Raw genomic sequence first — 24,953 nt, 5'->3', positions numbered from 1 at the left:
CGCATGAGTCAGCCTCCGCACGAGGACTGGGACGAGCACGACGTGCGCGACCGGTCGCGCTCCTTCGACCGCGACCTGCTCGGCCTGCGCGGCGCTCCGGAGCACGACGAGTCGCTCGCGGCCGACGTGCTGGACCCGGTCGATCCGGAGACCCCGATGTTCCGTCCCCGCCGCCGTCGGCGCCGCAACCCGCTCGGTACCGTTCTCGCGCTGCTCACGGCCGCGGTCCTCGTGATCACGGCGTCGGTGTACACCTTCGGCTGGGTGGGCGACATGCTGCCGGAGGTCTCCCTCGGCGAGCCCGAGGCGGAGGACTACGAGGGCGCCGGCAGCGGTGAGGTCCTCGTGGAGATCCCGCCCGGTGCCGGCGGTGGGCAGATCGCCCAGATCCTGGCCACCGAGGACGTCGTCGCCTCCTCGGGCGCGTTCACCGCGGCGCTGCAGGCCGACCCGCGGTCCAGCTCGATCCAGCCCGGCACCTACCGCATGGCCAACCAGATGAGCTCGCAGGCCGCCCTGGCCCGCCTGCTCGACGGCAACTACCGCGAGATCAACGGGGTGACGGTCCGCGAGGGGCTGTGGGTCGCCGAGACCTTCGCCGTCCTCGCCGAGGCCACCGGCCACGAGGTGGCCGACTACGAGGCCGTCGACCCTGCCACCCTCGGGCTGCCGGAGGCGGCCGAGGGCGACCTGGAGGGCTTCCTCTACCCCAGCACCTACGAGTTCGCCGAGGACGCCACCCCCGAGGAGCAGCTGCGGGCCATGGTCGACCTCGGCAAGCGCACCTACTCCGAGATCGGGGTGCCGGAGGACCAGCTGCGCGAGGTCATCATCAAGGCGAGCATCATCCAGGGCGAGGGCATGTTCTCCGAGGACCTGCCCAAGATCGCCCGGGTCGTGGAGAACCGTCTCCAACCCAACCCGGAGACCAACGGCTACCTCCAGATGGACTCCACGGTCCACTTCATCTACCAGGAGCGCGGGCTGGCGGGGACCACCACCGAGCAGCGGCAGAACGACGACCCGCACAACACCTACGTCCACCCGGGCCTGCCGGCCGGGCCGATCAACAGTCCCGGCGAGGAAGCCATCCGGGCGGCGCTCAACCCCGAGCCGGGGGAGTGGCTCTACTTCGTCACGGTCGACCCCTCGACCGGCGAGACCCGGTTCGCCGACGACTTCGCCGGTCACCAGGAGAACGTGGCCCTCTTCCAGCAGTGGTGCGCGGACAACCCCGACCAGTGCTGAGCGCGGCCCCGCACCGGGCACGCCGTGCCGGCGTCGTCGGGTCCCCGGTCGCGCACTCGCTGTCGCCGGTCCTGCACCGCGCCGCCTACGACGCCCTCGGGCTGACCTGGTGGTCCTTCGAGGCCACGCAGGTCGCGCCCGGCGGGCTGCGGGGCCATGTCGAGCAGCTGCCCGACGACTGGGCGGGGCTGGCGGTGACCATGCCGCTGAAGGAGGAGGCGCTGGCCGTGGGGACCCGGGTCGGCGCGGCCGCCGCCCTCTCCGGCGCCGCGAACACCCTGGTGCGCGCCGGCTCGGGCTGGCTCGCGGACAACACCGACGTCCACGGGGTCGTCCAGGCACTGGTGGAGGCCGGGCTGCAGCAGCCGCGGCGGGCGGTGGTCCTCGGGGGCGGGGCCACGGCGAGGTCCACGCTCGTCGCCCTGCACGAGATGGGGGCCCGCGAGGTGACGTTCGTCGTCCGCGAGGGGTTGCGCGGGCGGACCGCAGAGCTCGCCGCCCGGCTCGGGACGGACGTGCGGGTGCTGCCCCTGCACGGCACCCGGCTGGTGCTGGACGCCGCGGTCGCGGACGTCGTGGTCAGCACGCTCCCCCCGGGGGCCGACCCCTGCGCGCTGGTGGTCCCCGACGGGGCGAGCGCCCCCGTGGTCATGGACGTGGTCTACCGGCCCTGGCCCAGCCGCTTCGCCGCGGCCGTCGGCGCCGCGTCCGCCGGCCGGGTCCCGGTGGTCCGCGGCACGGACATGCTGCTCCACCAGGCCGTGCGTCAGGTCGAGCTGCTCACGGGGCACAATGGCCCGGTGCGCGCGATGCGCGCGGCGCTGGAGACGGAGGGGGCGGAGACCGCGTGACGCAGGTGTGGGTGCCGGTGCTCCTCGGTGTCCTGGTCGCGGTCCTGGGCATCCCGGTCGGCCGCTGGCTCGAGGCCACCACCTACCGCAAGCCCGACGAGGACGACGTGCCCCATCCCGGCCGTCGCTGGTGGGTGCCGATCGTCCTGGGCGTCGTCTCCGGCCTGGTGCTCCACCGGGTCTGGTTCGTCGAGGACCCGGCCGTGCCCGGCTGGCCGGTCGCGGTCGTGCTGACCGGCACGCTGCTGCTGGTGACGCTGTCCTGCGTGTGCCTGGCGGCCATGGACCTGGACGTCCACCGGCTGCCGGACCGCATCATGTGGCCCACGATGGGCGTGCTCGTGGGCGGAATCACCCTGGCCGCGCTCGTCGGCGGCGGCCTCGACCCCTGGCTGCGCTCCGTCCTGGCCGCCCTCGGCAGCGGCGGCTTCTACCTGCTGCTCGCGCTCCTCTCGCTCGCCCGGGGCTCCCTGGCGCTCGGGCTGGGCGACGTCAAGCTCGCGGTCGTCCTGGGCGGGGTGCTCGGGTGGTTCGGGTGGGCCGAGACCGTGGCCGGCATCTACGCCGGCTTCCTCGTCGGCGGCCTGCTCGCCGTCCTGCTGCTGCTCGCCCGTCGGGTGAGCTGGAAGGGTGACTTCGCCTACGGGCCGCCGATGATGGTCGGGGCGCTCCTCGGGCTGCTCCTGGCACCCCAGGCGGTGGGCGGGCTGCTGTAGGCACCGTGGGAGAATCTGTGCCCATGCTGCGTTGGTTGACCGCCGGAGAGTCCCACGGCCCCGCCCTGACCGCCGTCCTCGAGGGTCTGCCCGCGGGCGTGCGGGTGGACCGCTCCGCCGTGGAGGGCGCGCTGGCGCGCCGCCGGCTGGGCTACGGACGGGGCGCCCGGATGAAGTTCGAGGCCGACCGCCTCAGCTTCCTCGGAGGCATGCGGCACGGGGTCACGATCGGCTCGCCGCTGGCCCTGCAGATCGCCAACACCGAGTGGGCGAGGTGGGAGGCGGTGATGAGCCCCGAGCCGGTGCCCCAGGAAGCCATCACCAGGGCCGACGACGTCGGGGCGCCCCAGGAGCTGGCCCGCAACCGGCCGCTGACCCGCCCGCGCCCGGGCCACGCCGACCTCGTCGGGATGACCAAGTACGGCTTCGACGAGGCGCGCCCCGTCCTGGAGAGGGCCTCCGCCCGCGAGACGGCCGCCCGTGTGGCCCTCGGCGCCGTCGCCGCCGCCTTCCTGGAGCAGGCGGCCGGCATCCGCCTCGTCTCGCACACCGTGAGCATCGGCCGGGCCGGCGTCCCCGACCTCGACGCCGACGCGCCGACCCTCGAGCAGCTCCCCGGCCCCGACGACGTCGCGGCCGTCGACGCCGACCCGGTCCGCACGCTCGACCCCCGGCTGTCCGCGGCCATGGTGGCCGAGGTCGACGCCGCCCGGGGCGACGGGGACACGCTCGGCGGCGTGGTCGAGGTCCTGGCCTACGGGCTGCCGCCGGGCCTGGGCTCGCACGTGCACTGGGACCGGCGCCTCGACGCCCGGCTCGCGGCCGCGCTCATGGGCATCCAGGCGATCAAAGGCGTCGAGGTGGGCGAGGGGTTCCGCACCGCGGCCCGCCGCGGCAGCCAGGCCCACGACGAGATCGAGGCCGACGACGAGGGGCTGGTCCACCGGCTCTCCCTGCGCAGCGGGGGCACGGAGGGCGGCATGAGCACCGGTGAGGTGCTGCGGGTGCGCGCGGCGATGAAGCCCATCTCCACCGTGCCGCGCGCCCTGCGCACGGTCGACACCACGACCGGTGAGGCCGCGACGGCGATCCACCAGCGCTCCGACGTCTGCGCGGTCCCCGCGGCCGGGGTGGTCGCGGAGGCGATGGTCGCGCTCGTGCTCGCCGACGCCGTGCTGGAGAAGTTCGGGGGCGACTCGGTCGCCGAGGTCGCCCGCAACCGTGCGGCATACCTCGCCGCCGTCCCCGAGCACCTCCGCTCCCCGGCGACGGTCGACGCGGCCGCCGAGGCGAAGGAGACCGGCGCATGAGCCCCGTCGTGGTCCTCGTGGGCCCGCCCGGCGCCGGCAAGACGACGGTGGGACGGGTCCTGGCCGAGCGTCTCGGCGTGGGCCTGCACGACACGGACACCGCCATCGAGGAGGCCGCGGGCCGCTCGGTCAGCGACATCTTCGTCGGGGAGGGAGAGGCGCGCTTCCGCGAGCTCGAGCGCGTCGAGGTGGTCCGGGCGTTGGCCGAGGAGCACGGGGTCGTCGCCCTCGGTGGCGGCGCCGTCATGCAGGAGGCCATCGCCACGGCGCTGCGGGAGGGGGACCACCGGGTGGTCTTCCTGGACGTGACCATCGCCGACGCCGCCGGGAGGGTCGGGTTCGACGCCTCGCGGCCCCTGCTCGTGGTCAACCCGCGGGCTGCCTGGACCCGGCTGATGAACGCCCGGCGCCCCGTCTACGAGGCTCTCGCGACGGTGCGCGTCCAGACGGGAGACCGCACTCCCGAGCAGATCGCCGACGAGGTCCTGCAGGCGCTGGGGCAGGCGCGATGACCGAGGTCGCCACCCGCACGATCGAGGTCGGCGGTGAGCCGGGGTATGCCGTGCACGTGGGCCCGGGTGCGCTCGAGCGCCTGGGCGAGCACGCCCGCCCGGGCCGCCGCGTGCTGGTCGTCGCCCAGCCCGGTCGGGACGCGCTGGTGACCGCGACCGTCACCGTGCTCGCGGACGCGGGCGCGGTGCCGGTGGTGGCCGAGGTGCCCGACGCCGAGGCGGCCAAGACGGCGCAGGTGCTCGTCTCGCTGTGGGCCCGCCTCGGCCAGGAGGGGTTCACCCGGGACGACCTCGTCGTCGGGGTCGGCGGGGGAGCGGTGACCGACCTGGCGGGCTTCGCGGCCGCGACGTGGCTGCGCGGCGTGGACTCGGTCCTGCTGCCCACGTCCCTGCTCGGGGTCGTCGACGCGGCGGTCGGGGGCAAGACCGGCATCAACACCGCCGAGGGCAAGAACCTCGTGGGTGCCTTCCACCCGCCGCGGGCGGTGCTGTGCGACCCGGCGTGGCTGGCGGGGATGCCGCGGGCCGACTACGTCTCCGGCCTGGCCGAGGTGCTCAAGGCCGGCTTCATCGCCGACCCCGTCATCCTCGACCTCGTCGAGGCTGACCCCGTGGCCGCGGCGGACCCCACGGCCGACCCCGCCCTCGCCGTCGAGCTCGTCACGCGGGCCGTCCGGGTCAAGGCCGACGTCGTGGCCGCGGACCTGCGCGAGGCCTCGCTGCGGGAGATCCTCAACTACGGGCACACCTTCGCCCACGCCGTCGAGCTGGTGGAGGACTACCGCTGGCGCCACGGCGACGCCGTGGCGGTCGGCATGGTCTACGTGGCCGAGCTCGCCCACCGGGCCGGGCTGCTCGACGCGGCCCTCCTGGGGCGGCACCGGACGGTGCTGGCGGCCGTGGGTCTGCCCACGGCATACCCCGGACCGGACCGGTGGCACCGGCTGCGCGCCGCGATGGCGCGGGACAAGAAGTCACGCGGGTCCACCCTGCGCCTCGTCGTCCTCGAGGGGCTGGCCCGGCCCACGCGGCTCGTCGCGCCCGACGAGAGCCTGCTGCGCGCCGCCTACGACGCGGTCCGCTGAGCGGGGCCGGCCGGCGCCGCTGCCGCGCACGCGGCGGGGGCCCCCGCCGGTCGCCGTTAGACTTGACCAGGTTTGGGCGCCGCCGCGTCCCCGACACACACCGTCCCCCCGAGAGAGAGCGACACGCAGTGGCTTCGACGAACGACCTGAAGAACGGCATGGTCCTCGACATGGACAACGGCCTGTGGCAGGTGCTGGAGTTCCAGCACGTCAAGCCCGGCAAGGGCCCGGCGTTCGTCCGCACCAAGCTCAAGAACGTCACCTCCGGCAAGATCATCGACAAGACCTTCAACGCCGGCACCAAGGTCGAGACCGCCACGGTCGACCGCTCCGACTTCCAGTACCTGTACAACGACGGCACCGACTACATCTTCATGGACGAGAAGACCTACGAGCAGGTCCACGTCTCCCCGGAGGTCATGGGCGACACCGCCAAGTTCCTGCTGGAGAACGGTCGGGCGATGATCGCCCAGCACGACGGCCAGGTGCTCTACGTCGAGCTGCCCGCCTCCGTCGTGCTGGAGATCACGCACACCGAGCCGGGTCTGCAGGGCGACCGCTCCACCGGTGGCACCAAGCCGGCGACGGTCGAGACGGGCGCCGAGATCCAGGTGCCCCTGTTCCTGGAGTCCGGGACCAAGGTGAAGGTGGACACCCGCGACGGGTCCTACCTCGGCCGCGTGAACTGACGTGGCGGCCCGCACCAAGGCGCGCAAGCGGGCCCTGGAGCTGCTCTTCGAGTCCGAGCAGCGCGGCGTCAATGTCGGCACCCTGCTCGAGGAGCGGCTGGCCGCGCCGACGACCCAGCACCCGCTGCCGGAGTATGCCGTGCAGCTGGTGCGGGGTGTGCTCGAGCACTGGTCGCAGATCAACGAGACGCTGACCACCTACTCCCAGGGCTGGTCCCTGGAGCGGATGGCGGCCGTCGACCGCGCCGCCCTGCGCCTGGGCGTGTGGGAGGTCGTCTGGAACGACGAGGTCCCCGACAGCGTGGCGATCTCCGAGGCGGTGGCGCTGACCGAGGCGCTGTCGACCGACGACTCGCCGCGCTTCGTCAACGGCCTGCTGGCGCGCGTCTCCGAGGTCAAGAGCACGCTCGTCTGACGCGGACGGGGCGCGGTGCGGGCGGCTGCCCGGACCGCTCAGCCGGCGTCCCGCGAGGCCCGGAAGTCCCGGACCGCGGCGTTGATCGTCGGGTAGTGGTGCAGGGGCCCCTCGGGGGCGAGCAGCGCCACGCGGCGCAGCCGTCGCACCACCGGCTGGTTGGCCCGGGCGACGGCGACCCGCTGCAGCCCGAGGCCGGCCAGGGACGCCGTGAGGTCGGCGAGACCGTCGAGCGCGGTGGCGTCCAGCTCGCCCACCCCCTCGAAGTCGAGCACCAGCCACTCCTCCTCGCCCGGGTTGCGCTCCAGGGTGTCGAGCACCCGGCTGCGGAAGCGGTCGGTGTTGAGGAAGAACAACGGGGCGTCGAAGCGGTAGACCAGCAGGCCCGGTTCGACCCGGGCATCGGGGTAGGCGTCCACCTCCACCCACCCGTCGAGCTCGGGCCGGTCGCCGAGCACGGCGTCGTGCGGGCGGGCCATCCGGCCCAGCGCCACGACCACGGACAGGGCGACCGCCACCAGCACCCCGACGAGGACGTCGAAGACGATGACGCCGAGCGCCGCGACGACCGCCAGCAGGGCCTCGGAGCGGCTGACCCGCCACAGGGCGCGGTAGCCGGGGACGTCGATGATGGACAGCGCCGCCGCCACGATGACCGCCGCCAGCGCGGCCCGGGGCACCTGCCCCAGCGCCGGGCCGAGGAAGAGCAGCGTGGCCACCACGAGGACGGCGGCAGTCAGCGAGACCACCTGCGTGCGGCTGCCCAGGGCCGCCGGCACCGCGGTCCGGCTGGCGCTGGAGGAGACCGGGAAGCCCTGCAGGGCCCCGGCGGACAGGTTGGTCACGCCCAGGGCGAAGAGCTCCTGGTTGGGGTCGATCCGGTAGCCGTGCCGTGCCGCGATCGACCGGGCCGTGAGGACGTTGTCGGTGAAGCCGACCAGGACGATCCCGGCGGCCACCGGGACCAGCGCCAGCACGTCGGCCAGGGAGATCCCCGGCAGGGCCGGTGACGGCAGGCCCTGGGGGACGGCACCCACGAGGGGGACGGCGGGCTGGGCACCCGGAAGAGCCCAGACCAGCAGCGTCGCCACGCCGACGGCCACGAGGGCACCGGGGGCCCGAGGGGCCCACCGGCGCAGCAGCAGGACCACCCCCAGCGATCCGGCCCCCACGGCCAGGGTGGCGACGTCGACGGACCCCAGCTCGCGGGCGAGCTCGGCGACGCGCGGGAAGAACCGGTCGGCCCCGATCGCCACGCCCGTGAAGGCCGCGACCTGGCTGGACAGCAGGGTCAGCCCCACCCCGGTGATGTAGCCGACCAGCACCGGCTTGGACAGCACCGAGGCAATGAACCCCAGCCGGGCGACCGACCCGAGCACGGCCATCGCCCCGACCACCAGGGCCAGACCCGCCATGAGCACCAGGTAACGGTCGGGGTCACCGGCCGCGACCGCCCCGACCCCCGTCGCGGCGAGGATGGCCGTGCCCGGTTCGGGGCCGACGCCGAGGTGGCGGCTGGTGCCCACCAGCGCGTAGAGCACCAACGGGGCGATCACCGCGTAGAAGCCGTAGACCGGAGGCATCCCCGCCAGCTCGGCATACGCCATGGACTGGGGGACGAGCATGGCGCCGACCGTGGCGCCGGCGACCAGGTCGGGCCGCCACCAACCGCGCTCGTAGGCACGCAGCACCGCCAGCCCCGGCAGGAGTCTCACGGTCCAGACGGTAGACCACGGCGGGCAGGGGCCGGCGCAGGGTGCCCGGACACGTGCACTACAGTGAGCGCCACCGAACATCATCCTTTAACCACCGTCCTGCGAGGCGGGGAAGGAGACGGGCTGTGAGTGCTGCCCAGCACGCTGGCCCAGGACGTCTGGTCCTGAGCAGCGACGACATCAACCGGGCCGTGCGCCGTATCGCGCACGAGATCCTCGAGGCGAACAAGGGACCCGAGGGTCTCCTCCTGCTCGGCATCCCCACCCGCGGCGCCCACCTGGCGCGGCGCCTGGGCGAGGCCCTCCGCCAGGTGGAGGGCACCGAGGTCCCGGTCGGCTCCCTCGACGTGACGATGTACCGCGACGACCTGCGCTCCCAGCCCACCCGGGCGGTCGAGCCGACGGACATCCCGGGGGACGGGGTGGACGGCAAGGTCGTCGTCCTCGTCGACGACGTGCTCTACTCCGGCCGCACCGTGCGCTCGGCCCTCGACGCGCTGGCCGACCTGGGCCGTCCCCGGGCGGTGCGGCTGGCCGTCCTCGTCGACCGCGGCCACCGCGAGCTGCCGATCCGCGCCGACTACGTCGGCAAGAACCTGCCGACCTCGCACAGCGAGCGGGTCATGGTGCGCCTGGCCGAGCACGACGGCGTCGACGCCGAGGGCGTGCGCATCGCCGGCCCCGCGGACCGGCAGGGGGAGGGCGAGTGAAGCACCTGCTGTCGGTCGCGGACCTGTCCCGCGAGGAGATCCTCTCCGTCCTGGACACCGCGGTGTCGATGCACGAGGTGCAGCACCGCGACGTCAAGAAGCTGCCCACGCTCCGCGGCCGCACCATCATCAACTTCTTCTTCGAGGACTCGACCCGCACCCGGAGCAGCTTCGAGATCGCGGGCAAGTGGCTCAGCGCCGACACGATCAACCTCACCGGCAAGGGCACCTCGGTGTCCAAGGGGGAGAGCCTGCGTGACACGGTGCTGACGATCGACGCCATGGGCGTGGACATGATGATCGTGCGCCACCCGGCCAGCGGCGCCCCGATGCAGATCGCGGACTGGGTCGGCTGCTCGGTCGTCAACGCCGGCGACGGCACGCACGAGCACCCCTCGCAGGCGCTGCTCGACGCCTACTCCATGCGGCGGGCGCTGGGGGACCTCGAGGGACGGCACGTGGTCATCGTGGGTGACCTGACCCACTCGCGCGTGCTGCGCTCCAACCTGCTGTGCCTGCAGCGGCTGGGCGCGCAGGTGACCCTCGTCGCCCCACCCACCCTGATGCCCAGCGGGATCGACACCTGGTCCGGCACCGACGGCTTCGCCACCTCCTACGACCTCGACGCGGTGCTGCCCACCGCCGACGCCGTGATGATGCTGCGCGTCCAGCGCGAGCGGATGAGCGGCGGCTACTTCCCGACCGCCAAGGAGTATGCGGTCACCTACGGCCTCACCAAGCGGCGCCTGGGCCTGCTCCAGGACCACGCCGTGATCTGCCACCCGGGCCCGATGAACCGTGGCCTGGAGATCTCCGCCGACGCCGCCGACGCGGCCCGCTCCCTGGTCCTGGACCAGGTCTCGGCGGGCGTGGCGGTGCGCATGTCGATCCTCTACCACCTCCTCGCCGGGGAAGGCAGCGACCAGTGACCGCACGCACCACCACCCGACCCGTCCTCGTCCGGGGTGCCGACGTCCTCGGCCAGGGCACCCAGGACGTCCTCGTCGTCGACGGCCGCATCGCCGCCGTGGGCTCCGACGCCTCGGCCGACGCCCCCGCGGGCACGCAGCGGCTGTCGGCCGACGGTCTGGTCCTGCTGCCGGGCCTCGTCGACCTGCACACCCACCTGCGCGAGCCCGGCCGGGAGGACGCCGAGACCGTCTCCACGGGGTCGCAGGCCGCCGCGGCGGGGGGCTTCACCGCGGTCTTCGCGATGGCCAACACCGACCCCGTCACGGACAACACCGAGGTGGCCGAGCGGGTGCTCGACCTGGGCCGGCGCGCCGGCTACGTCGACGTCCACCCGGTGGGCGCGGTGTCCAAGGGGCTGGCCGGGGAGGAGCTGGCGGAGATCGGCCTCATGGCGCGGTCCCGCGCCCGGGTGCGGGTCTTCTCCGACGACGGCCGGTGCGTGCACGACGCGCGCCTCATGCGCCGGGCGCTGGAGTACGTCAAGGCCTTCGACGGGGTCGTCTCCCAGCACAGCCAGGACCCGCGCCTGGCAGGCGCGACCTCCTGCTGCCACGAGGGAGAGCTGTCCGGCCGGCTCGGGCTGCCGGGCTGGCCCGCCGTCGCCGAGGAGACGATCGTGGCGCGCGACGTCATGCTCGCCCGCCACACCGGCTCCCGGGTCCACGTCGCCCACGTCTCGACGGCGGGCAGCGTCGAGGTCATCCGCTGGGCCAAGGGGCGGGGCATCGACGTGACCGCCGAGGTGACGCCGCACCACCTGATGCTCACCGAGGACCTGCTGGCCGGCTACGACCCGGTCTACAAGGTCAACCCGCCGCTGCGCCCCACCGAGGACGCCCAGGTGCTGCAGGAGGCGCTCGCCGACGGCACGATCGACGTGGTCGCCACCGACCACGCCCCCCACGTCCGGCAGGACAAGGAGCACGCGTTCGTCGACGCGGCGTTCGGGATGCTCGGCCTGGAGACGGCGCTGCCGGTCGTGAGCACGGTCATGGTCCGCTCCGGCCGGATGGGCTGGGCGGACGTGGCCAGGGCCATGTCGAGCGCCCCGGCCCGCATCGCGCGGCTCGGCACCCAGGGGCAGGGCGTCGTGGCCGGGGCCCCCGCCAACCTGACGCTCGTCGACCCCGACCGGCAGACCACCGTCGACGCGACACTGTCGCGGTCGCTGTCGCGCAACAACCCCTGGCACGGCCGCGACCTGGTCGGCGCCGTGCACCTGACGATGCTGCGTGGCCGGGTCACCGCCCGCGAGGGCCTGGTCTGGGGCACCGAGGACGTTCCCGAGGAGGAGCTGTGAGCATGACCCAGCACCCGGTGCAGGACCGGGCGGACCAGGGCGGCGCGCCGGGCGTGCCGCAGGAGGCGGTGCTCGTCCTCGAGGACGGACGCGTCTTCCGCGGCGAGGCCTACGGGGCCGTCGGGCAGACCGTCGGCGAGGCGGTGTTCTCCACCGGGATGACCGGATACCAGGAGACCTTCACCGACCCGTCCTACCACCGGCAGGTCGTCGTCATGACCGCCCCGCACATCGGCAACACCGGCGTCAACAGCGCCGACATGGAGAGCCGTCGGATCTGGGCGGCCGGGGTCGTCGTCCGCGACCCCGCCCTGCGCCCCTCCAACTGGCGCTCCCAGGGCGACCTCGCCGACGCCCTCCGCGACGCGGGCGTCGTCGGCGCCAGCGGCGTGGACACCCGCGCGCTGACCCGGCACCTGCGCGACCGCGGCGCGATGCGGGTCGGCATCTTCTCCGGCCCGGCCGCCCGCCGCCCCCACGAGGAGCTGCTGCGCACCGTGACCGAGGCGCCGCGGATGGCCGGCTCCGCGCTGGCCGCCGAGGTCAGCACCGACCAGGCCTACGTCGTCTCGCCCCCCGAGGGCGTGCCCACCCGCTTCACCGTCGCCGCCCTCGACCTGGGCATCAAGGGGACGACGCCGGCGCTGCTGGCCAGCCGCGGCGTGCGGGTGCACGTGCTGCCGGCCACGAGCACCTTCGAGGACGTCCGGGCCACCGAGCCCGACGGCGTGTTCTTCTCCAACGGCCCCGGCGACCCGGCGACCGCGGACCACGAGGTGGGCCTGCTGCGCGAGGTCCTGGACGCGGGCCTGCCCTTCTTCGGCATCTGCTTCGGCAACCAGCTGCTGGGACGGGCCCTGGGCCTGGGCACCTACAAGCTCCCCTTCGGCCACCGCGGCATCAACCAGCCCGTCCTGGACCGCTCGACCGGCAAGGTCGAGGTCACCGCCCACAACCACGGCTTCGCGATCGCCTGGCCGGAGGGCGTGCCCACCGACCAGCCGGCGGACACGGCGTACGGACCGGTCCGCTGCTCGCACGTGGCCCTCAACGACGACGTGGTCGAGGGCCTGCGCTGCGAGCAGGTCCCGGCCTTCTCCGTCCAGTACCACCCCGAGGCCGCCGCGGGCCCGCACGACGCGGAGTACCTGTTCGACCGTTTCACCCAGCTGATGGAGGACCACCGTGCCCAGGCGTGAGGACATCAGGAGCGTCCTGGTCATCGGGTCCGGCCCGATCGTCATCGGCCAGGCCGCCGAGTTCGACTACTCCGGGACGCAGGCCTGCCGGGTGCTGCGCGAGGAGGGCGTCCGGGTCGTCCTCGTCAACTCCAACCCGGCGACGATCATGACCGACCCGGGCGTGGCCGACGCGACCTACGTCGAACCGATCACGCCCGAGATCGTCGAGTCGATCATCGCCAAGGAGCGCCCCGACGCGGTGCTGGCCACCCTGGGCGGGCAGACCGCGCTCAACACCGCCATCGCGCTGCACGAGGCGGGCGTCCTGGAGAGGTACGGCTGCCCGCTCATCGGTGCCGACGTGCGGGCCATCCAGCTCGGCGAGGACCGTCAGCTGTTCAAGGGCGTGGTGGAGCGCTGCGGCGCGGAGGTCGCCCGCTCCTCGATCTGCCACACCATGGACGAGGTCCTGGCCGCGGTCGAGGACCTCGGCTACCCCGTCGTGGTCCGGCCCTCCTTCACGATGGGCGGGCTCGGCTCGGGCTTCGCCCACGACGAGGAGACGCTGCGCCGCATCGCCGGCGCCGGGCTGCAGGACAGCCCGACCACCGAGGTGCTCCTGGAGGAGTCCATCCTCGGCTGGAAGGAGTACGAGCTGGAGATCATGCGCGACCACGCCGACAACGTGGTGGTCGTGTGCTCGATCGAGAACCTCGACCCGATGGGCGTGCACACCGGGGACTCCATCACGGTCGCTCCGGCCATGACCCTGACCGACGTGGAGTACCAGCAGCTGCGCGACATCGCCATCGCCGTCATCCGCGAGGTCGGTGTCGACACCGGCGGCTGCAACATCCAGTTCGCCGTCAACCCCGCCGACGGACGGGTCATCGTCATCGAGATGAACCCCCGCGTCTCCCGCTCCTCGGCGCTGGCCTCCAAGGCCACGGGCTTCCCGATCGCCAAGATCGCCGCCAAGATGGCGCTGGGCTACACCCTCGACGAGGTCCCCAACGACATCACCTCGTCCGGGGGGCTTCGCCCCCCGGGGACCCCCCGGACCGCCTCCGGCGAGGAGCTGCGCGAGGCTGACCGTTGGTACTCGGCGGCGTTCGAGCCGACCCTGGACTACGTCGTGGTCAAGGTGCCGCGGTTCGCGTTCGAGAAGTTCCCCGCCGCCGACCCCACGCTGACGACCACCATGAAGTCGGTCGGCGAGGCGATGGCCCTGGGCCGCAACTTCACCGAGGCGCTGCAGAAGGCGCTGCGGTCGGTCGAGCGCTCGTCCTCCTCCTTCCACTGGCGGGAGGAGGAGGCACCGTCGGCGGGTATGGCGCGCGCCCTCCTCGACCAGGCCCGCACCCCCACCGACGGGCGCCTCGTCCTCGTGCAGCAGGCCCTGCGCGGAGGGTGCTCGGTCCAGGAGGTGCACGAGGCGACCGGCATCGACCCGTGGTTCCTCGACCAGATCGCCCTGCTCAACCAGGTCGCCGAGGAGGTGCGCTCCCACGCCCGCGCGTCCGCCGGCGGTCGGCTGACCCCCGAGCTGCTCCGCCGCGCCAAGCGGCACGGCTTCTCGGACGCGCAGATCGGCGAGCTGACCGGGCTCTCGGAGTCCGTGGTGCGGGGGGTGCGGCACGCGCTCGGCGTGCGGCCCGTCTACAAGACCGTCGACACGTGCGCGGGGGAGTTCGTGGCCCTGACCCCCTACCACTACTCCAGCTACGACGAGGAGACCGAGGTGGCGCCTCGGGAGCGGCCGGCCGTCATCATCCTGGGCTCGGGGCCCAACCGCATCGGCCAGGGCATCGAGTTCGACTACTCCTGCGTCCACGCCTCGCTCGCCCTGCGCGAGCACGGCTTCGACACCGTGATGGTCAACTGCAACCCCGAGACGGTCTCCACCGACTACGACACCTCCAGCCGGCTCTACTTCGAGCCGCTCACCCTGGAGGACGTCCTCGAGGTCGTGCACGCCGAGCGCCAGGCCGGCCCGTTGGCCGGGGTCGTCGTCCAGCTCGGTGGCCAGACCCCGCTGGGACTCGCCGCGGCGCTGAAGGCGGAGGGGGTGCCGGTCGTCGGGACCTCCCCGGAGGCCATCCACCTCGCCGAGGACCGCGGCGCCTTCGGCCGCATCCTGGCCGAGACCGGTCTGTCCGCGCCGCGGCACGGCATCGCCTTCTCCGTGGAGGAGGCCCTCGGGGTCGCGCACGAGATCGGCTACCCGGTGCTCGTGCGTCCCTCCTACGTGCTGGGCGGCCGGGGGATGGAGATCGTCTACGACGACGACACCCTCGCCGCCTACGTGGGGCGGGCCACCCACGCCTCCCCGCAGCACCCGGTCCTGGTGGACCGGTTCCTGGACACCGCGGTCGAGATCGACGTCGACGCGATCTTCGACGGCACGGACCTCTACGTCGGCGGGATCATGGAGCACATCGAGGAGGCCGGCATCCACTCCGGCGACTCGGCGTGCGTGCTGCCGCCCTTCACGCTGGGGCGGCGCGAGCTGGAGGAGGTCCGTGAGGCGACCCGCCGGCTGGCGGACGCCATCGGGGTGCGCGGGCTGATCAACGTCCAGTTCGCGCTCGCCCAGGACGTGCTCTACGTGCTGGAGGCCAACCCGCGCGCCAGCCGCACCGTCCCCTTCGTCGCCAAGGCGACCGGGGTGGCGCTGGCCCGGGCCGCCGCCCGGGTGATGCTCGGGGCCACCGTCGCCGAGCTGCGCGACGAAGGAGTGCTGCCGCGCGATCTCGACGGCGGCGCCATGCCCGCCGACGCGCCCTTCGCCGTGAAGGAGGCGATCCTGCCCTTCCGCCGGTTCCGCACCCAGACCGGCCAGGCGATCGACTCCATCCTGGGCCCCGAGATGCGGTCCACAGGTGAGGTCATGGGCATCGACGCGGGCTTCGGTGCGGCCTTCGCCAAGAGCCAGCTGCGCGCCGGCTCGAGCCTGCCCACGCAGGGCACGGTGTTCGTGTCGGTCGCCAACCGCGACAAGCGCTCCATGATCTTCCCCGTGAAGCGCCTGGTCGACCTGGGCTTCACGGTGGTGGCGACAGCAGGCACCGCGGACGTGCTGCGCCGCAACGGCATACCCGCCGAGGTGGTGCGCAAGCACAGCGACGGCCCCGGGCCCGAGGGTGAGCCGACCATCGTCGACCGCATCACGGCCGGCGAGGTGGACATGGTGATCAACACCCCGTCGGGGCGGGACTCGCGCGCGGACGGTTACGCCATCCGGGCGGCGACCACCAGCCTCGACAAGCCCATCATCACCACCGTGCAGCAGCTGGCCGTCGCCGTCCTCGGCATCGAGGCCATGCGCGCGGGGCCGCTGAGCGTCGCCTCGCTGCAGGAGCACGCGGCCGCCCTGGACCTGTTCGGCCGCGACGGCGCCGACCCGTCCACCCGCTGAGCGAGGCGGGCGAGGTGGTCGGGACCGAGGCCGTCGTCACGAGCGTGCGCGCCGCCGGCGCGCACGACGTCGTGAGCCTCACCGTCCCTGACGCCTCACCGTGGGTCCACGCCCGACCCGGCCAGCTGGTGGCCGTGCCCACCGACCCGGCCACCGGCCGGGTCCTGCCGGAGGTGCACTGGCTGGCCGGTGCGCACGTGGACCCCGTGCACGGCGCGAGCGTGGACCTGCTGCTGCCCGTGCAGCGCCAGACCGCCACCGGGGAGCGGGTCAGGCTGCTCGGTCCGCTGGGCCGTGGGTTCCCGGCACCGTCCGCGCCGGTGCCCGTCCTGCTCGTCGGGCACGGGGGAGGCGCGGTGCCGCTGCGCTGGCTCGTGGAGGTCCTGCGGGACCGGGGCTGCCCGGTGCACGTCCTGCTCAGCGCCTCCGACCCGGACCTCCACCTCGACCTGGTCCACCTGCGTCGCCACGCCCGTGCCGTGCTGCTCGCGCTGCCGGAGGACCTGCCGGCCACGCTCCGGCGCGTCCTGGACGACCCCGCGGCGGACCCCGCCGTCGTCTACGCCGCGGGCCCGGTGCCGCTCCTGCGGGGCGTGGCGGAGGAGGCCCTGCGGCGCGGTCTGCCCGTCCGGGCTGCCGCGCTCGACCTCGACGGCCCCGCCGTGGTGTGCGGCACCGGGCTGTGCGGAGCGTGCGACCTGCTGGTGCACGACGACGGCCGAGGACCACGGCAGGCCGGGAGGGCGGGGCGCGTGCTGCGTCCCTGCCTGGAGGGCCCGGTCGTGCCGGGGGAGTGGCTCGTCGAGGAGCCGGCCCGGTGAGCGCGCGGGGCCCCGCACCGCTGCCACCGGTGCTGCTGGGTGTCGGTGCCGTCAGCGACCCTCGTGCCCTCGCACGTCTCGGCGACCTCTCGGGCATCCCCGTGCCCGTCGGTCCGGTCGAGGCCGGGGTGCGCCGGGCCCGGGCACCCGGCTCGGTCGTGCACCGGGTCGGGGTCGGCGGGCTGGACCACGACGACGCGACCGCCGTGTCGGTGGACGCGGCCCGGGAGCTGCTGGGCTGGGCCGCGACGCGCGGCCTCGGTGGCTGCCTGGTGGTGAGGGGGACGACCACGGGCGACCTGGCGGCGGTCGTCGAGCAGGTGCACCGCAGCCTGGAGGGGGACGCCGTCATGGCCGTGGAGGTCGACCTGCGTGGGGCGGACGACCAGACCGTCCTGCGCTGCATGTCCAGGGTGCGGGAGGCTGCGCCCCGAGACCAGCGGCTGCTGGCCCGGGTGTCGGCGACCGACCCCGCGCTGGTGGCGTGCGCTCGCGCCGCCGTCGCCGGGGGCGCGAGCGCGGTCGTGGTGTCCGGGCAGGTCCGGCTCGGCCCCCGGCGCTGGTGGTCCGGCCCCTCGACCGCGGCGGTCTGCCTCGCGGGCCTGCGAGCCCTGCGCGTCGCCGCGGCGGAGCAGCGCTGGCCCGGTGCGCCCCTGGTCGCGGCGGGCGGCGTGCACGGCCCGGCCGCCGCGCTGGACGCCCTCGCGGAGGGAGCGGCGTCGGTGCAGCTGGGCAGTGCGCTGTGGGCCGACCCCTCGGTGCTGTGGACCGTCCGCGACGCCGTGGCGGCCGGTCTCCCACGAGCGGGCGACGACGTCCCGCCGACACAGTCCCGGACCGACCTCGCACAGGAGCCCTCATGAGCCCGCACTTCGGAGCCCGACTGGCCGCCGCGATGGAGGAGCGGGGACCGCTCTGCGTCGGTCTCGACCCGCACGCGCACCTGCTGGCCGACTGGGGGCTGCCCGACTCGGCGGAGGGGTTGCGCACGTTCAGCCGCACGGTGCTGGACGCCGTCACCGGGGAGTGCGCCGCGGTGAAGCCGCAGTCGGCCTTCTACGAGCGGCACGGGTCGGCGGGCGTGGCCGTCCTGGAGGAGGTGCTGCAGGCCTGTCGGCAGCGGGGCGTGCTCACCGTGCTGGACGTCAAGCGTGGGGACATCGGCTCGACCATGGGCGCCTACGCGACCGCATACCTGGCCGACGGCGCCCCGCTGGCCGCCGACTCCGTGACGCTGAGCCCCTACCTCGGCTACGGCTCCCTGCGGCCCGCGCTGGACCTGGCCCGCGCCGGCGGGCGTGGCGTCTGGGTGCTCGGCCTGACGTCCAACCCGGAGGGAGCCGACGTGCAGCTCGTCGGCGACCCGCCGGTCGCGGCGCGGGTGGCCGCTGCCGTCGCCGCCGACAACACGGGGCTGATGCCCTTCGGCGACATCGGCCTCGTGGTGGGTGCCACGCTGCCCAGGACGCCCGCTGAGCTCGGCATCGACCTCGCCGCGACGGGCGCCCCCGTGCTGGCGCCGGGGGTGGGGGCCCAGGGCGCCGGGCCCGAGGATGTCGCCCGGACGTTCGCAGCCCTGCGCGAGCGGGTGCTGGTGCCGATCAGCCGCGGGGTTTCCTCCGCCGGACCCGATCCCGAGGGCCTGCGCGCCCTCGCCCGCGACTGGTCGGCGCGGCTGCAGCGGGCGTTGGGCTCCTGACCTGCACAAAAAACCCCGGGGACACGACCCCGCCCGCCGGCTCCTTCGGGTTGGCAGACGCCCTCCCCACTCGGTAGGTTCCCTGCTAGCGGGCGCTTCGTCCGCGGCAGACCGCAGACCGAGGAGTTGGAGCGTGGCCCTTCCCCAGCTGACGCCCGAGCAGCGAGCCGAGGCGCTCGCCAAGGCGGCGGCGGCCCGCCGAGAGCGAGCCGCCGTGAAGAACCGTCTGAAGAACGCGCAGGGATCCCTCAAGGAAGTCATCGACCAGGGCAAGGAGAACGACGTCGTCGGCAAGATGAAGGTCTCCGCGCTGCTCGAGTCGATGCCCGGGGTCGGTCGGGTCCGCGCCCGGCAGATGATGGAGGAGATCGGCATCTCCGAGAGCCGGCGTGTGCGGGGTCTGGGCGCCAACCAGGTGGCCCAGCTCCTGGAGCGCTTCGGCGAGAGCTGAGCACGCGCCCAGCCCACGGCCGGCCCTCGCCCACCGGGTCGGGCCGGCGTCTGGTCGTCCTCGCCGGACCCACCGCGGTGGGGAAGGGGACGGTCGCGGCGTACGTCCGCGAGCACTACCCCGACGTGTGGCTGTCGGTGTCGGCGACCACCCGTCGGCCGCGCCCGGGCGAGGTGGACGGGCGGCACTACCACTTCGTCGACGAGGCGGAGTTCGACCGGCTGGAGCGCGAGGGCCAGCTGCTCGAGTCGGCCCACGTGCACGGGCGCTCGCGCTACGGCACGCCGCGCCTGCCGGTGCAGGAGGCGCTGGCCGCCGGGCGGCCGGCGCTGCTCGAGATCGACCTGCAGGGTGCGCGGCAGGTCCGCGGGGTCATGCCCGAGGCGCTCTTCGTCTTCCTCGCCCCGCCGTCCTGGGACGAGCTCGTCTCCCGGCTGGTCGGCCGGGGCACCGAGACCCCCGAGGAACGGGAGGTCCGGCTGCGCACCGCCAGGGAGGAGCTGGCCGCCCAGGAGGAGTTCGACGTGACGATCGTCAACGACGATGTCGCCCGGGCGGCCGAGCACCTCGTATCATTGATGGTTGACCCCACCCCAGCAAAGGATTCGTGACGAACGTGACCGGCACCATCGCCCACCCCGACGGCATCACCAACCCGCCGATCGACAGCCTCCTGGAGCGGGCCGACAGCAAGTACGCCCTCGTGATCTACGCCGCCAAGCGGGCCCGCCAGATCAACGCCTACTACTCCCAGCTCTCCGAGGGTCTCCTCGAGTACGTCGGGCCCCTCGTCGAGGCGGACGCCACCGACAAGCCGCTGTCCATCGCGCTGCACGAGATCGACCAGGGCAAGCTGCACACCAGCTCGCCCGAGAACTGACGGCAGGGACCCGACACGGTGCGGGTCGTCCTCGGGGTCAGCGGCGGCATCGCCGCCTACAAGGCCGCCCTCGTGCTGCGGCTGCTGACCGAGGCGGGGCACCAGGTCACGGTCGTGCCGACCGCGGCGGCCCTGCGCTTCGTCGGTGCGCCCACCTGGGAGGCCCTGAGCGGTCGGCCCGTGACCAGCGAGGTCTGGGACGACGTGCCCTCCGTGAACCACGTCCGGCTCGGCCAGGAGGCCGACCTGGTGCTGGTCGCGCCGGCGACGGCCGACCTGCTGGCGCGGGCCGCCTCCGGCCTGGCCGACGACCTGCTCACCACCACGCTGCTGGCCGCCCGCTGCCCGGTGGTGCTGGCCCCGGCCATGCACACCGAGATGTGGGACCACCCGGCCACGGTCGCCAACGTGGCCACCCTGCGGGCGCGCGGCGTGACGGTGGTCGACCCGGCCTCGGGGCGGCTCACCGGCACGGACACCGGCCCCGGCCGGCTGCCTGACCCGGAGGACATCGTCGCGGCCGCCCTGGCGGCCGTCCCGGGCGGGGCGGGCGCACCCGGGAGCGGCACCGGCGGGGACCTGGCCGGACGCCACGTGGTGGTCTCGGCAGGCGGGACGCGCGAGCCGCTGGACCCCGTGCGCTTCCTGGGCAACCGCTCCTCCGGCAAGCAGGGGTACGCCGTCGCCGCCGACGCCGCGCGCCGCGGTGCCCGGGTCACCCTGGTCTCGGCCAACGTCGCCCTGGCCGTGCCCGACGGCTGCGAGGTGGTCGCGGTCGGCACCGCGCTGGAGCTGCAGCAGGCGGTGACCGCGGCCGTGGCCGCGGGTGACGTGGACGCCGTGGTGATGGCGGCCGCCGTGGCGGACTTCCGCCCCGCGCGCTACGCCGAGGCCAAGATCAAGAAGAGCCACGGCCAGGGGGACGAGAGCGCGCCGACCATCGAGCTCGTGCGCAACCCCGACGTCCTGGCCGGCCTGGTGCGCGACCGTGGCCAGCACGACCGTCCCTACATCGTGGGGTTCGCGGCCGAGACCGGTGACGGCACCGGGGACGTCCTCGACCTGGCCCGGGCCAAGCTCGCGCGCAAGGGCTGCGACCTGCTGGTGGCCAACGAGGTCGGCACCGACAAGACGTTCGGCGAGGACACCAGCACGGTCCACCTCCTCAGGCCCGGCACCGAGGAGACGGTGACCGTGGGCCCGGTCACCAAGACGGCGGTCGCCGAGGCGATCTGGGACACCGTCGTACCGCAGCTGCCCTGAGCCGCGGCGCCCGTCCCCGGACCGCGCGGGTCGGGACGGCCTCGATGGTCCGTCGGAGGCGGACCGTAGACTTCCGGTTCGAGCCAGCAGCCGCTGCGACCCGCGAGGAGACCCATGGCCCGCCTGTTCACGTCCGAGTCCGTCACCGAGGGACATCCCGACAAGATCTGCGACCAGATCAGCGACAGCATCCTCGACGAGCTGCTGCGCCAGGACCCGCACTCCCGCGTGGCCGTGGAGACGATGGTCACGACCGGGCTGGTCCACGTGGCCGGCGAGGTCCGCACCAGCGGCTACGCCAACATCCCCAAGATCGTGCGCGACACCATCCTGGAGATCGGCTACGACAACTCCTACAAGGGTTTCGACGGCCGGACCTGCGGGGTGGAGATCTCGATCGGCGACCAGTCCGAGGACATCGCTGTCGGGGTGGACACCGCGATGGCCAGCCGCGAGGACGGCGGCGCAGACCCCTACGACGTGCAGGGGGCGGGCGACCAGGGGCTGATGTTCGGCTACGCCTGCGACGACACCCCCGAGCTGATGCCGATCCCGGGCCACCTGGCCCACCGGCTGGCCGAGCGGCTGAGCCACGTGCGCAAGAGCGGCGAGCTGGACTACCTGCGGCCCGACGGCAAGACCCAGGTGACCATCGCCTACGAGGACGACCGACCGGTCCGCCTCGACACGGTGGTGCTGTCCACCCAGCACGCACGTGACATCTCGCTGGAGGACCAGCTGGCCCCCGACATCCGGGAGCGGGTGATCAGCCCGGTCCTGGCCGAGCTGCACGAGTCGGGGGTCGACCTGACGACCGACGGCTACCGGCTGCTCGTCAACCCGACCGGCATCTTCACGATCGGCGGCCCCATGGGTGACGCCGGTCTGACGGGACGCAAGATCATCGTCGACACCTACGGCGGCATGGCCCGGCACGGTGGTGGCGCCTTCTCCGGCAAGGACCCGTCCAAGGTCGACCGCTCGGCCGCCTACGCCATGCGGTGGGTCGCCAAGCACGTCGTGGCCGCGGGGCTGGCGCGCCGGTGCGAGATCCAGGTCGCCTACGCCATCGGCACGGCCCAGCCCGTCGGGCTCTACGTCGAGACCTTCGGCACCGAGACCGTGCCCACCGAGCGCATCCAGGACGCCGTCACGAAGGTGTTCGACCTGCGCCCGGCGGCGATCGTCCACGAGCTGGACCTGCTCCGGCCGATCTACCGGCCGACCGCCGCCTACGGCCACTTCGGCCGCACCGTGGCCGACGGCGTGGACAACCCCTTCACGTGGGAGCGGCTGGACCGCGTCGAGGAGCTCCGCCGCGCGGTGTGATGACGGACAGGTCAGGTGCCGCGGAGGACGCCGGCGAGCAGCTGGCGCTGGTCCCGGTGCCGGTCGCCCGTCGCCGGGCGCCGAGCAGGGCCCCGGTCGCCGAGCGTCCGACGGCGACCGCCGCACCGGTGGCCACGGTCGTCGTCGACACACCCCTGGCGCACCTCGACCGCCCTTTCGAGTACCTCGTGCCGGCCGAGCTGGACGACGAGGCACGCCCGGGCGCCCGGGTGCGCGTGCGGTTCGCCGGGCGCGACCACGACGGCTTCCTGCTCGCCCGGCACGACGTCGCCGAGCACACGGGACGGCTGGCACCGCTGCGCAGGGTGGTCAGCCCCGAACCCGTGCTGACGCCCTCCGTGGCCGCGGCCGCGCGCGAGGTCGCCGACCACTACGGCGGCAGCCTGGCGGACGTCCTGCGGCTGGCCGTCCCACCTCGGCACGCCCGGGCCGAGCGCGGCGTCTCCCCAGGGCCCGCCGAGGACGGTCGGGTCGACCCTGCCGACGCCGACCCGACCGCCCGCGACCGTGGGACTCTCGGCGGCGCGTGGGCCGCATACCCGGCAGGTCCCGCCCTGCTCCGCCGGCTCGCCGCGGGGGAGTCGCCGTCGGCGGCCTGGCTCGCGCTTCCCGCGCAGCCGCACGGGCGGGGCTGGGCCACGGCCCTGGCGGAGGTGGTGGCCGCCACCTGGCGCAGCGGCCGCAGCGCGGTGGTCGTCGTGCCCGACCACCGTGACGTCGCCCGGCTGGTGCCCGAGGTGGAGGCGCTGGTGGGGGAGGGCGAGTGCGTCCAGCTCACCGCCGACCTGGGGCCGGAGGCGCGCTACCGCGCGTTCCTGACGGTGCTGCGCGGCCACGCCCGCGTCGTCGTCGGGACACGGTCGGCGGCCTGGGCGCCGGTCCGCGACGCCGGGCTGTTCGCGTGCTGGGACGACGGCGACGACCTGCACCACGAGCCCCGCGCCCCCTATCCCCACGTGCGGGAGGTCCTGCGGGTGCGGGCCAGGACCGAGGGCGCCGGACTGCTCGTAGGAGGCCTGGGCCGCAGCGTGGAGCTGCAGTCGTGGGTGGAGCGGGGGGAGCTGCCCGACGTCAGCGCGGCGCGAGGGACCGTCCGTGCCGTAGCCCCGGCCGTGGTGGTGGCCGGCGAGGGCCACCAGCAGGACCGTGACGCGGCCGCCCGGAGCGCGCGCATCCCCTCGGTGGCGTGGCGGGCCCTGCGGGAGGGGCTCGAGCACGGACCGGTCCTGGTCCAGGTGCCGCGGCAGGGGTATGTGGTCTCGCTCTCGTGCCAGGAGTGCCGGGCGCCGGTGCGGTGCAGCCGCTGCGAGGGGCCGGTGGGGATCGGCGGCGGCGGCCGCACACCGGCGTGCCGCTGGTGCGGCACGCCGGCGCGTGCCGGGCAGGCGTGCCGCAGCTGCGGGTCGAGCCGGCTGCGCTCCGCCGGGCTCGGCGAGCAGCGCACTGCGGAGGAGCTGGGCCGAGCCTTCCCGTCCGTGCGGGTCATCAGCTCGGGGGGCCAGCACGTGGTCGCCCGGGTCGACGACGCACCGGCCCTGGTGGTCGCCACGCCCGGAGCCGAGCCGTGGGCTCCCAGCGGTTACCACGCCGTCGCCCTCCTGGACGCCTGGCGGCTCCTGGACCGCGCCACCATCGACGCCGGTGTGGAGGCGCTGCGGCGCTGGACGGCGGCCGCGGGTCTGGTCCGGCCGACGGGCGCCGGCGGTGCGTCAGCGGCCCGGGTCGTGCTGTGCGGCGCCCCGCCGCACGCAGGGGTGCCGGCGGTGGAGGCCCTGGTCCGGTGGGACCCGGTGGGGCTGGCCACCCGGGAGCTCGCCGACCGGACGGCGCTGGGTCTGCCGCCCGCCCGGCGCCACGCCGCCGTGCGCGGCCCCGCCCGGGCGGTGGATGAGGTCGTGGAGGCCCTGGGTGCGGCGGGCCACGTGGTCCTCGGCCGCCCGCTCGCCGACGAGCGCGACGAGGCGCAGGTCCTCGTCCGGGAGGGGGACGCCGGGGACGGCGACCCGCCGGGCAGCCTCGCCGCCGGGGTCAGGGCCGTGCGTGCGTCCCGCAGCGCCCGCAAGGCCGACGAGGTGGTGCGTGCCGTCCTCGACCCCGGTGACGGGCTGCTCTGACCTGCGGCGACGTCCCGCGCCGGGTGAGGCGATGGTCACCGCATCCGGTTGACGTAGGGGCAGGTCGAGTAAGTCTCAAATGCGTAACGATCGGGTCACCGTGCGGACACATCGCTAGCCCAGGCCCCCGGCACGTGCCTATGTTCAGTGCGCAACCCCCCGGCTCGGCGCCGACCTGGGCGCGGCCACCGTGGACCGTGACCCCCGGTCCGAGCTTCTCACTAGGAGGAACATTGAAGATCAGGCGCGCGAC

General features: G+C 74.4%; 23 protein-coding genes. 22 read left to right on the top strand and 1 reads right to left on the bottom strand.

The genetic code is table 11. From position 1 onward, the window contains the following. Positions 1-3 precede the first annotated feature (3 nt). The 8 genes from mltG to nusB all read left to right on the top strand — a co-directional run bounded on the left by mltG (position 4) and on the right by nusB (position 6,826). A complete protein-coding gene (gene mltG / locus K330_RS0111105; RefSeq protein ID WP_022921902.1) occupies positions 4-1,248 on the top strand; it encodes an endolytic transglycosylase MltG in 1,245 nt (414 codons plus the stop codon). Next, positions 1,242-2,099, top strand: coding sequence for a shikimate dehydrogenase (locus K330_RS0111100; RefSeq protein WP_022921901.1), 858 nt, complete (start codon positions 1,242-1,244; stop codon positions 2,097-2,099). Before mltG ends, K330_RS0111100 begins: the two co-directional genes overlap by 7 nt. Beyond that, on the top strand, positions 2,096-2,815 hold the full coding sequence (locus K330_RS20750) for a prepilin peptidase (protein WP_022921900.1): 720 nt from the start codon (positions 2,096-2,098) through the stop codon (positions 2,813-2,815). The genes K330_RS0111100 and K330_RS20750 overlap by 4 nt, the downstream gene beginning before the upstream one ends. 23 nt (positions 2,816-2,838) lie before the next feature. Next, on the top strand, positions 2,839-4,125 hold the full coding sequence (gene aroC / locus K330_RS20745; RefSeq protein WP_022921899.1) for a chorismate synthase: 1,287 nt from the start codon (positions 2,839-2,841) through the stop codon (positions 4,123-4,125). After that, on the top strand, positions 4,122-4,637 hold the full coding sequence (locus K330_RS0111085; RefSeq protein ID WP_022921898.1) for a shikimate kinase: 516 nt from the start codon (positions 4,122-4,124) through the stop codon (positions 4,635-4,637). Before aroC ends, K330_RS0111085 begins: the two co-directional genes overlap by 4 nt. After that, entirely contained in the window at positions 4,634-5,722 is a 1,089-nt protein-coding gene (gene aroB, locus K330_RS0111080; RefSeq protein WP_022921897.1) for a 3-dehydroquinate synthase, read from the top strand. Before K330_RS0111085 ends, aroB begins: the two co-directional genes overlap by 4 nt. Positions 5,723-5,850: 128 nt before the next feature. Beyond that, entirely contained in the window at positions 5,851-6,411 is a 561-nt protein-coding gene (gene efp / locus K330_RS0111075) for an elongation factor P (protein ID WP_022921896.1), read from the top strand. A 1-nt stretch (position 6,412) separates the two neighbouring features. Continuing rightward, positions 6,413-6,826: a transcription antitermination factor NusB gene (gene nusB / locus K330_RS0111070; RefSeq protein ID WP_022921895.1), complete on the top strand. Its 414-nt coding sequence runs from the start codon at positions 6,413-6,415 to the stop codon at positions 6,824-6,826. 38 nt (positions 6,827-6,864) lie between these two features. On the opposite strand, the gene K330_RS0111065 is transcribed toward nusB, so the two are convergent. Further along, on the bottom strand, positions 6,865-8,541 hold the full coding sequence (locus K330_RS0111065) for a SulP family inorganic anion transporter (RefSeq protein ID WP_022921894.1): 1,677 nt from the start codon (positions 8,539-8,541) through the stop codon (positions 6,865-6,867). 125 nt (positions 8,542-8,666) lie between these two features. On the opposite strand from K330_RS0111065, the gene pyrR reads away from it, so the two are divergent. The 14 genes from pyrR (at position 8,667) to K330_RS0110995 (ending at position 24,700) form a co-directional block, all read left to right on the top strand. Beyond that, positions 8,667-9,251 (top strand): bifunctional pyr operon transcriptional regulator/uracil phosphoribosyltransferase PyrR, encoded by a 585-nt coding sequence (gene pyrR / locus K330_RS0111060; RefSeq protein WP_022921893.1) that lies wholly within the window; start codon positions 8,667-8,669, stop codon positions 9,249-9,251. Beyond that, a complete protein-coding gene (locus K330_RS0111055; protein WP_022921892.1) occupies positions 9,248-10,180 on the top strand; it encodes an aspartate carbamoyltransferase catalytic subunit in 933 nt (310 codons plus the stop codon). The genes pyrR and K330_RS0111055 overlap by 4 nt, the downstream gene beginning before the upstream one ends. Beyond that, entirely contained in the window at positions 10,177-11,523 is a 1,347-nt protein-coding gene (locus K330_RS0111050; protein ID WP_022921891.1) for a dihydroorotase, read from the top strand. The genes K330_RS0111055 and K330_RS0111050 overlap by 4 nt, the downstream gene beginning before the upstream one ends. 2 nt (positions 11,524-11,525) lie before the next feature. Continuing rightward, positions 11,526-12,722, top strand: a complete 1,197-nt coding sequence (carA, locus tag K330_RS0111045) for a glutamine-hydrolyzing carbamoyl-phosphate synthase small subunit (protein WP_084617414.1) — start codon at positions 11,526-11,528, stop codon at positions 12,720-12,722. Then, the gene (carB, locus tag K330_RS0111040; protein WP_022921889.1) at positions 12,709-16,122 is read left to right on the top strand and encodes a carbamoyl-phosphate synthase large subunit; all 3,414 of its coding nucleotides are present in this window, start codon (positions 12,709-12,711) and stop codon (positions 16,120-16,122) included. Before carA ends, carB begins: the two co-directional genes overlap by 14 nt. A 14-nt stretch (positions 16,123-16,136) precedes the next feature. Continuing rightward, entirely contained in the window at positions 16,137-16,943 is an 807-nt protein-coding gene (locus K330_RS22745; protein ID WP_022921888.1) for a ferredoxin reductase domain-containing protein, read from the top strand. After that, a complete protein-coding gene (locus tag K330_RS0111030; protein ID WP_022921887.1) occupies positions 16,940-17,806 on the top strand; it encodes a beta/alpha barrel domain-containing protein in 867 nt (288 codons plus the stop codon). The genes K330_RS22745 and K330_RS0111030 overlap by 4 nt, the downstream gene beginning before the upstream one ends. Next, positions 17,803-18,642: an orotidine-5'-phosphate decarboxylase gene (gene pyrF / locus K330_RS20735; RefSeq protein ID WP_022921886.1), complete on the top strand. Its 840-nt coding sequence runs from the start codon at positions 17,803-17,805 to the stop codon at positions 18,640-18,642. The genes K330_RS0111030 and pyrF overlap by 4 nt, the downstream gene beginning before the upstream one ends. Before the next feature lie 133 nt (positions 18,643-18,775). Next, positions 18,776-19,093 carry an integration host factor, actinobacterial type gene (mihF, locus tag K330_RS0111020; protein WP_022921885.1) on the top strand — a complete coding sequence of 106 codons (318 nt, stop codon included), beginning with the start codon at positions 18,776-18,778 and terminating at the stop codon, positions 19,091-19,093. A 77-nt stretch (positions 19,094-19,170) separates the two neighbouring features. Further along, positions 19,171-19,704: a guanylate kinase gene (gene gmk, locus K330_RS0111015; protein ID WP_022921884.1), complete on the top strand. Its 534-nt coding sequence runs from the start codon at positions 19,171-19,173 to the stop codon at positions 19,702-19,704. A 5-nt stretch (positions 19,705-19,709) separates the two neighbouring features. Further along, the gene (gene rpoZ, locus K330_RS0111010; protein WP_029202573.1) at positions 19,710-19,973 is read left to right on the top strand and encodes a DNA-directed RNA polymerase subunit omega; all 264 of its coding nucleotides are present in this window, start codon (positions 19,710-19,712) and stop codon (positions 19,971-19,973) included. A gap of 18 nt (positions 19,974-19,991) precedes the next feature. Next, positions 19,992-21,236 carry a bifunctional phosphopantothenoylcysteine decarboxylase/phosphopantothenate--cysteine ligase CoaBC gene (gene coaBC / locus K330_RS0111005; protein ID WP_022921882.1) on the top strand — a complete coding sequence of 415 codons (1,245 nt, stop codon included), beginning with the start codon at positions 19,992-19,994 and terminating at the stop codon, positions 21,234-21,236. 114 nt (positions 21,237-21,350) lie between these two features. Further along, complete coding sequence (gene metK / locus K330_RS0111000) at positions 21,351-22,565, top strand: methionine adenosyltransferase (RefSeq protein WP_022921881.1); 1,215 nt, start codon at positions 21,351-21,353, stop codon at positions 22,563-22,565. Further along, positions 22,565-24,700: a primosomal protein N' family DNA-binding protein gene (locus K330_RS0110995; protein WP_022921880.1), complete on the top strand. Its 2,136-nt coding sequence runs from the start codon at positions 22,565-22,567 to the stop codon at positions 24,698-24,700. Before metK ends, K330_RS0110995 begins: the two co-directional genes overlap by 1 nt. Positions 24,701-24,953 lie beyond the last annotated feature (253 nt).

It is taken from the genome of Ornithinimicrobium pekingense DSM 21552, assembly GCF_000421185.1.
Classification (GTDB): Bacteria; Actinomycetota; Actinomycetes; order Actinomycetales; family Dermatophilaceae; genus Ornithinicoccus; species Ornithinicoccus pekingensis.
This window is presented reverse-complemented; position numbering and strand designations above follow the sequence as displayed.

What these genes read in the sequence shown, in the direction of transcription:
- mltG (WP_022921902.1), top strand. Translation starts at nt 4, where the DNA reads ATGAGTCAGCCTCCGCACGAGGACTGGGACGAGCACGACGTGCGCGAC.
- aroC (WP_022921899.1), top strand. Translation starts at nt 2,839, where the DNA reads ATGCTGCGTTGGTTGACCGCCGGAGAGTCCCACGGCCCCGCCCTGACC.
- K330_RS0111085 (WP_022921898.1), top strand. Translation starts at nt 4,122, where the DNA reads ATGAGCCCCGTCGTGGTCCTCGTGGGCCCGCCCGGCGCCGGCAAGACG.
- aroB (WP_022921897.1), top strand. Translation starts at nt 4,634, where the DNA reads ATGACCGAGGTCGCCACCCGCACGATCGAGGTCGGCGGTGAGCCGGGG.
- carA (WP_084617414.1), top strand. Translation starts at nt 11,526, where the DNA reads ATGACCCAGCACCCGGTGCAGGACCGGGCGGACCAGGGCGGCGCGCCG.
- pyrF (WP_022921886.1), top strand. Translation starts at nt 17,803, where the DNA reads ATGAGCCCGCACTTCGGAGCCCGACTGGCCGCCGCGATGGAGGAGCGG.
- metK (WP_022921881.1), top strand. Translation starts at nt 21,351, where the DNA reads ATGGCCCGCCTGTTCACGTCCGAGTCCGTCACCGAGGGACATCCCGAC.
- K330_RS0110995 (WP_022921880.1), top strand. Translation starts at nt 22,565, where the DNA reads ATGACGGACAGGTCAGGTGCCGCGGAGGACGCCGGCGAGCAGCTGGCG.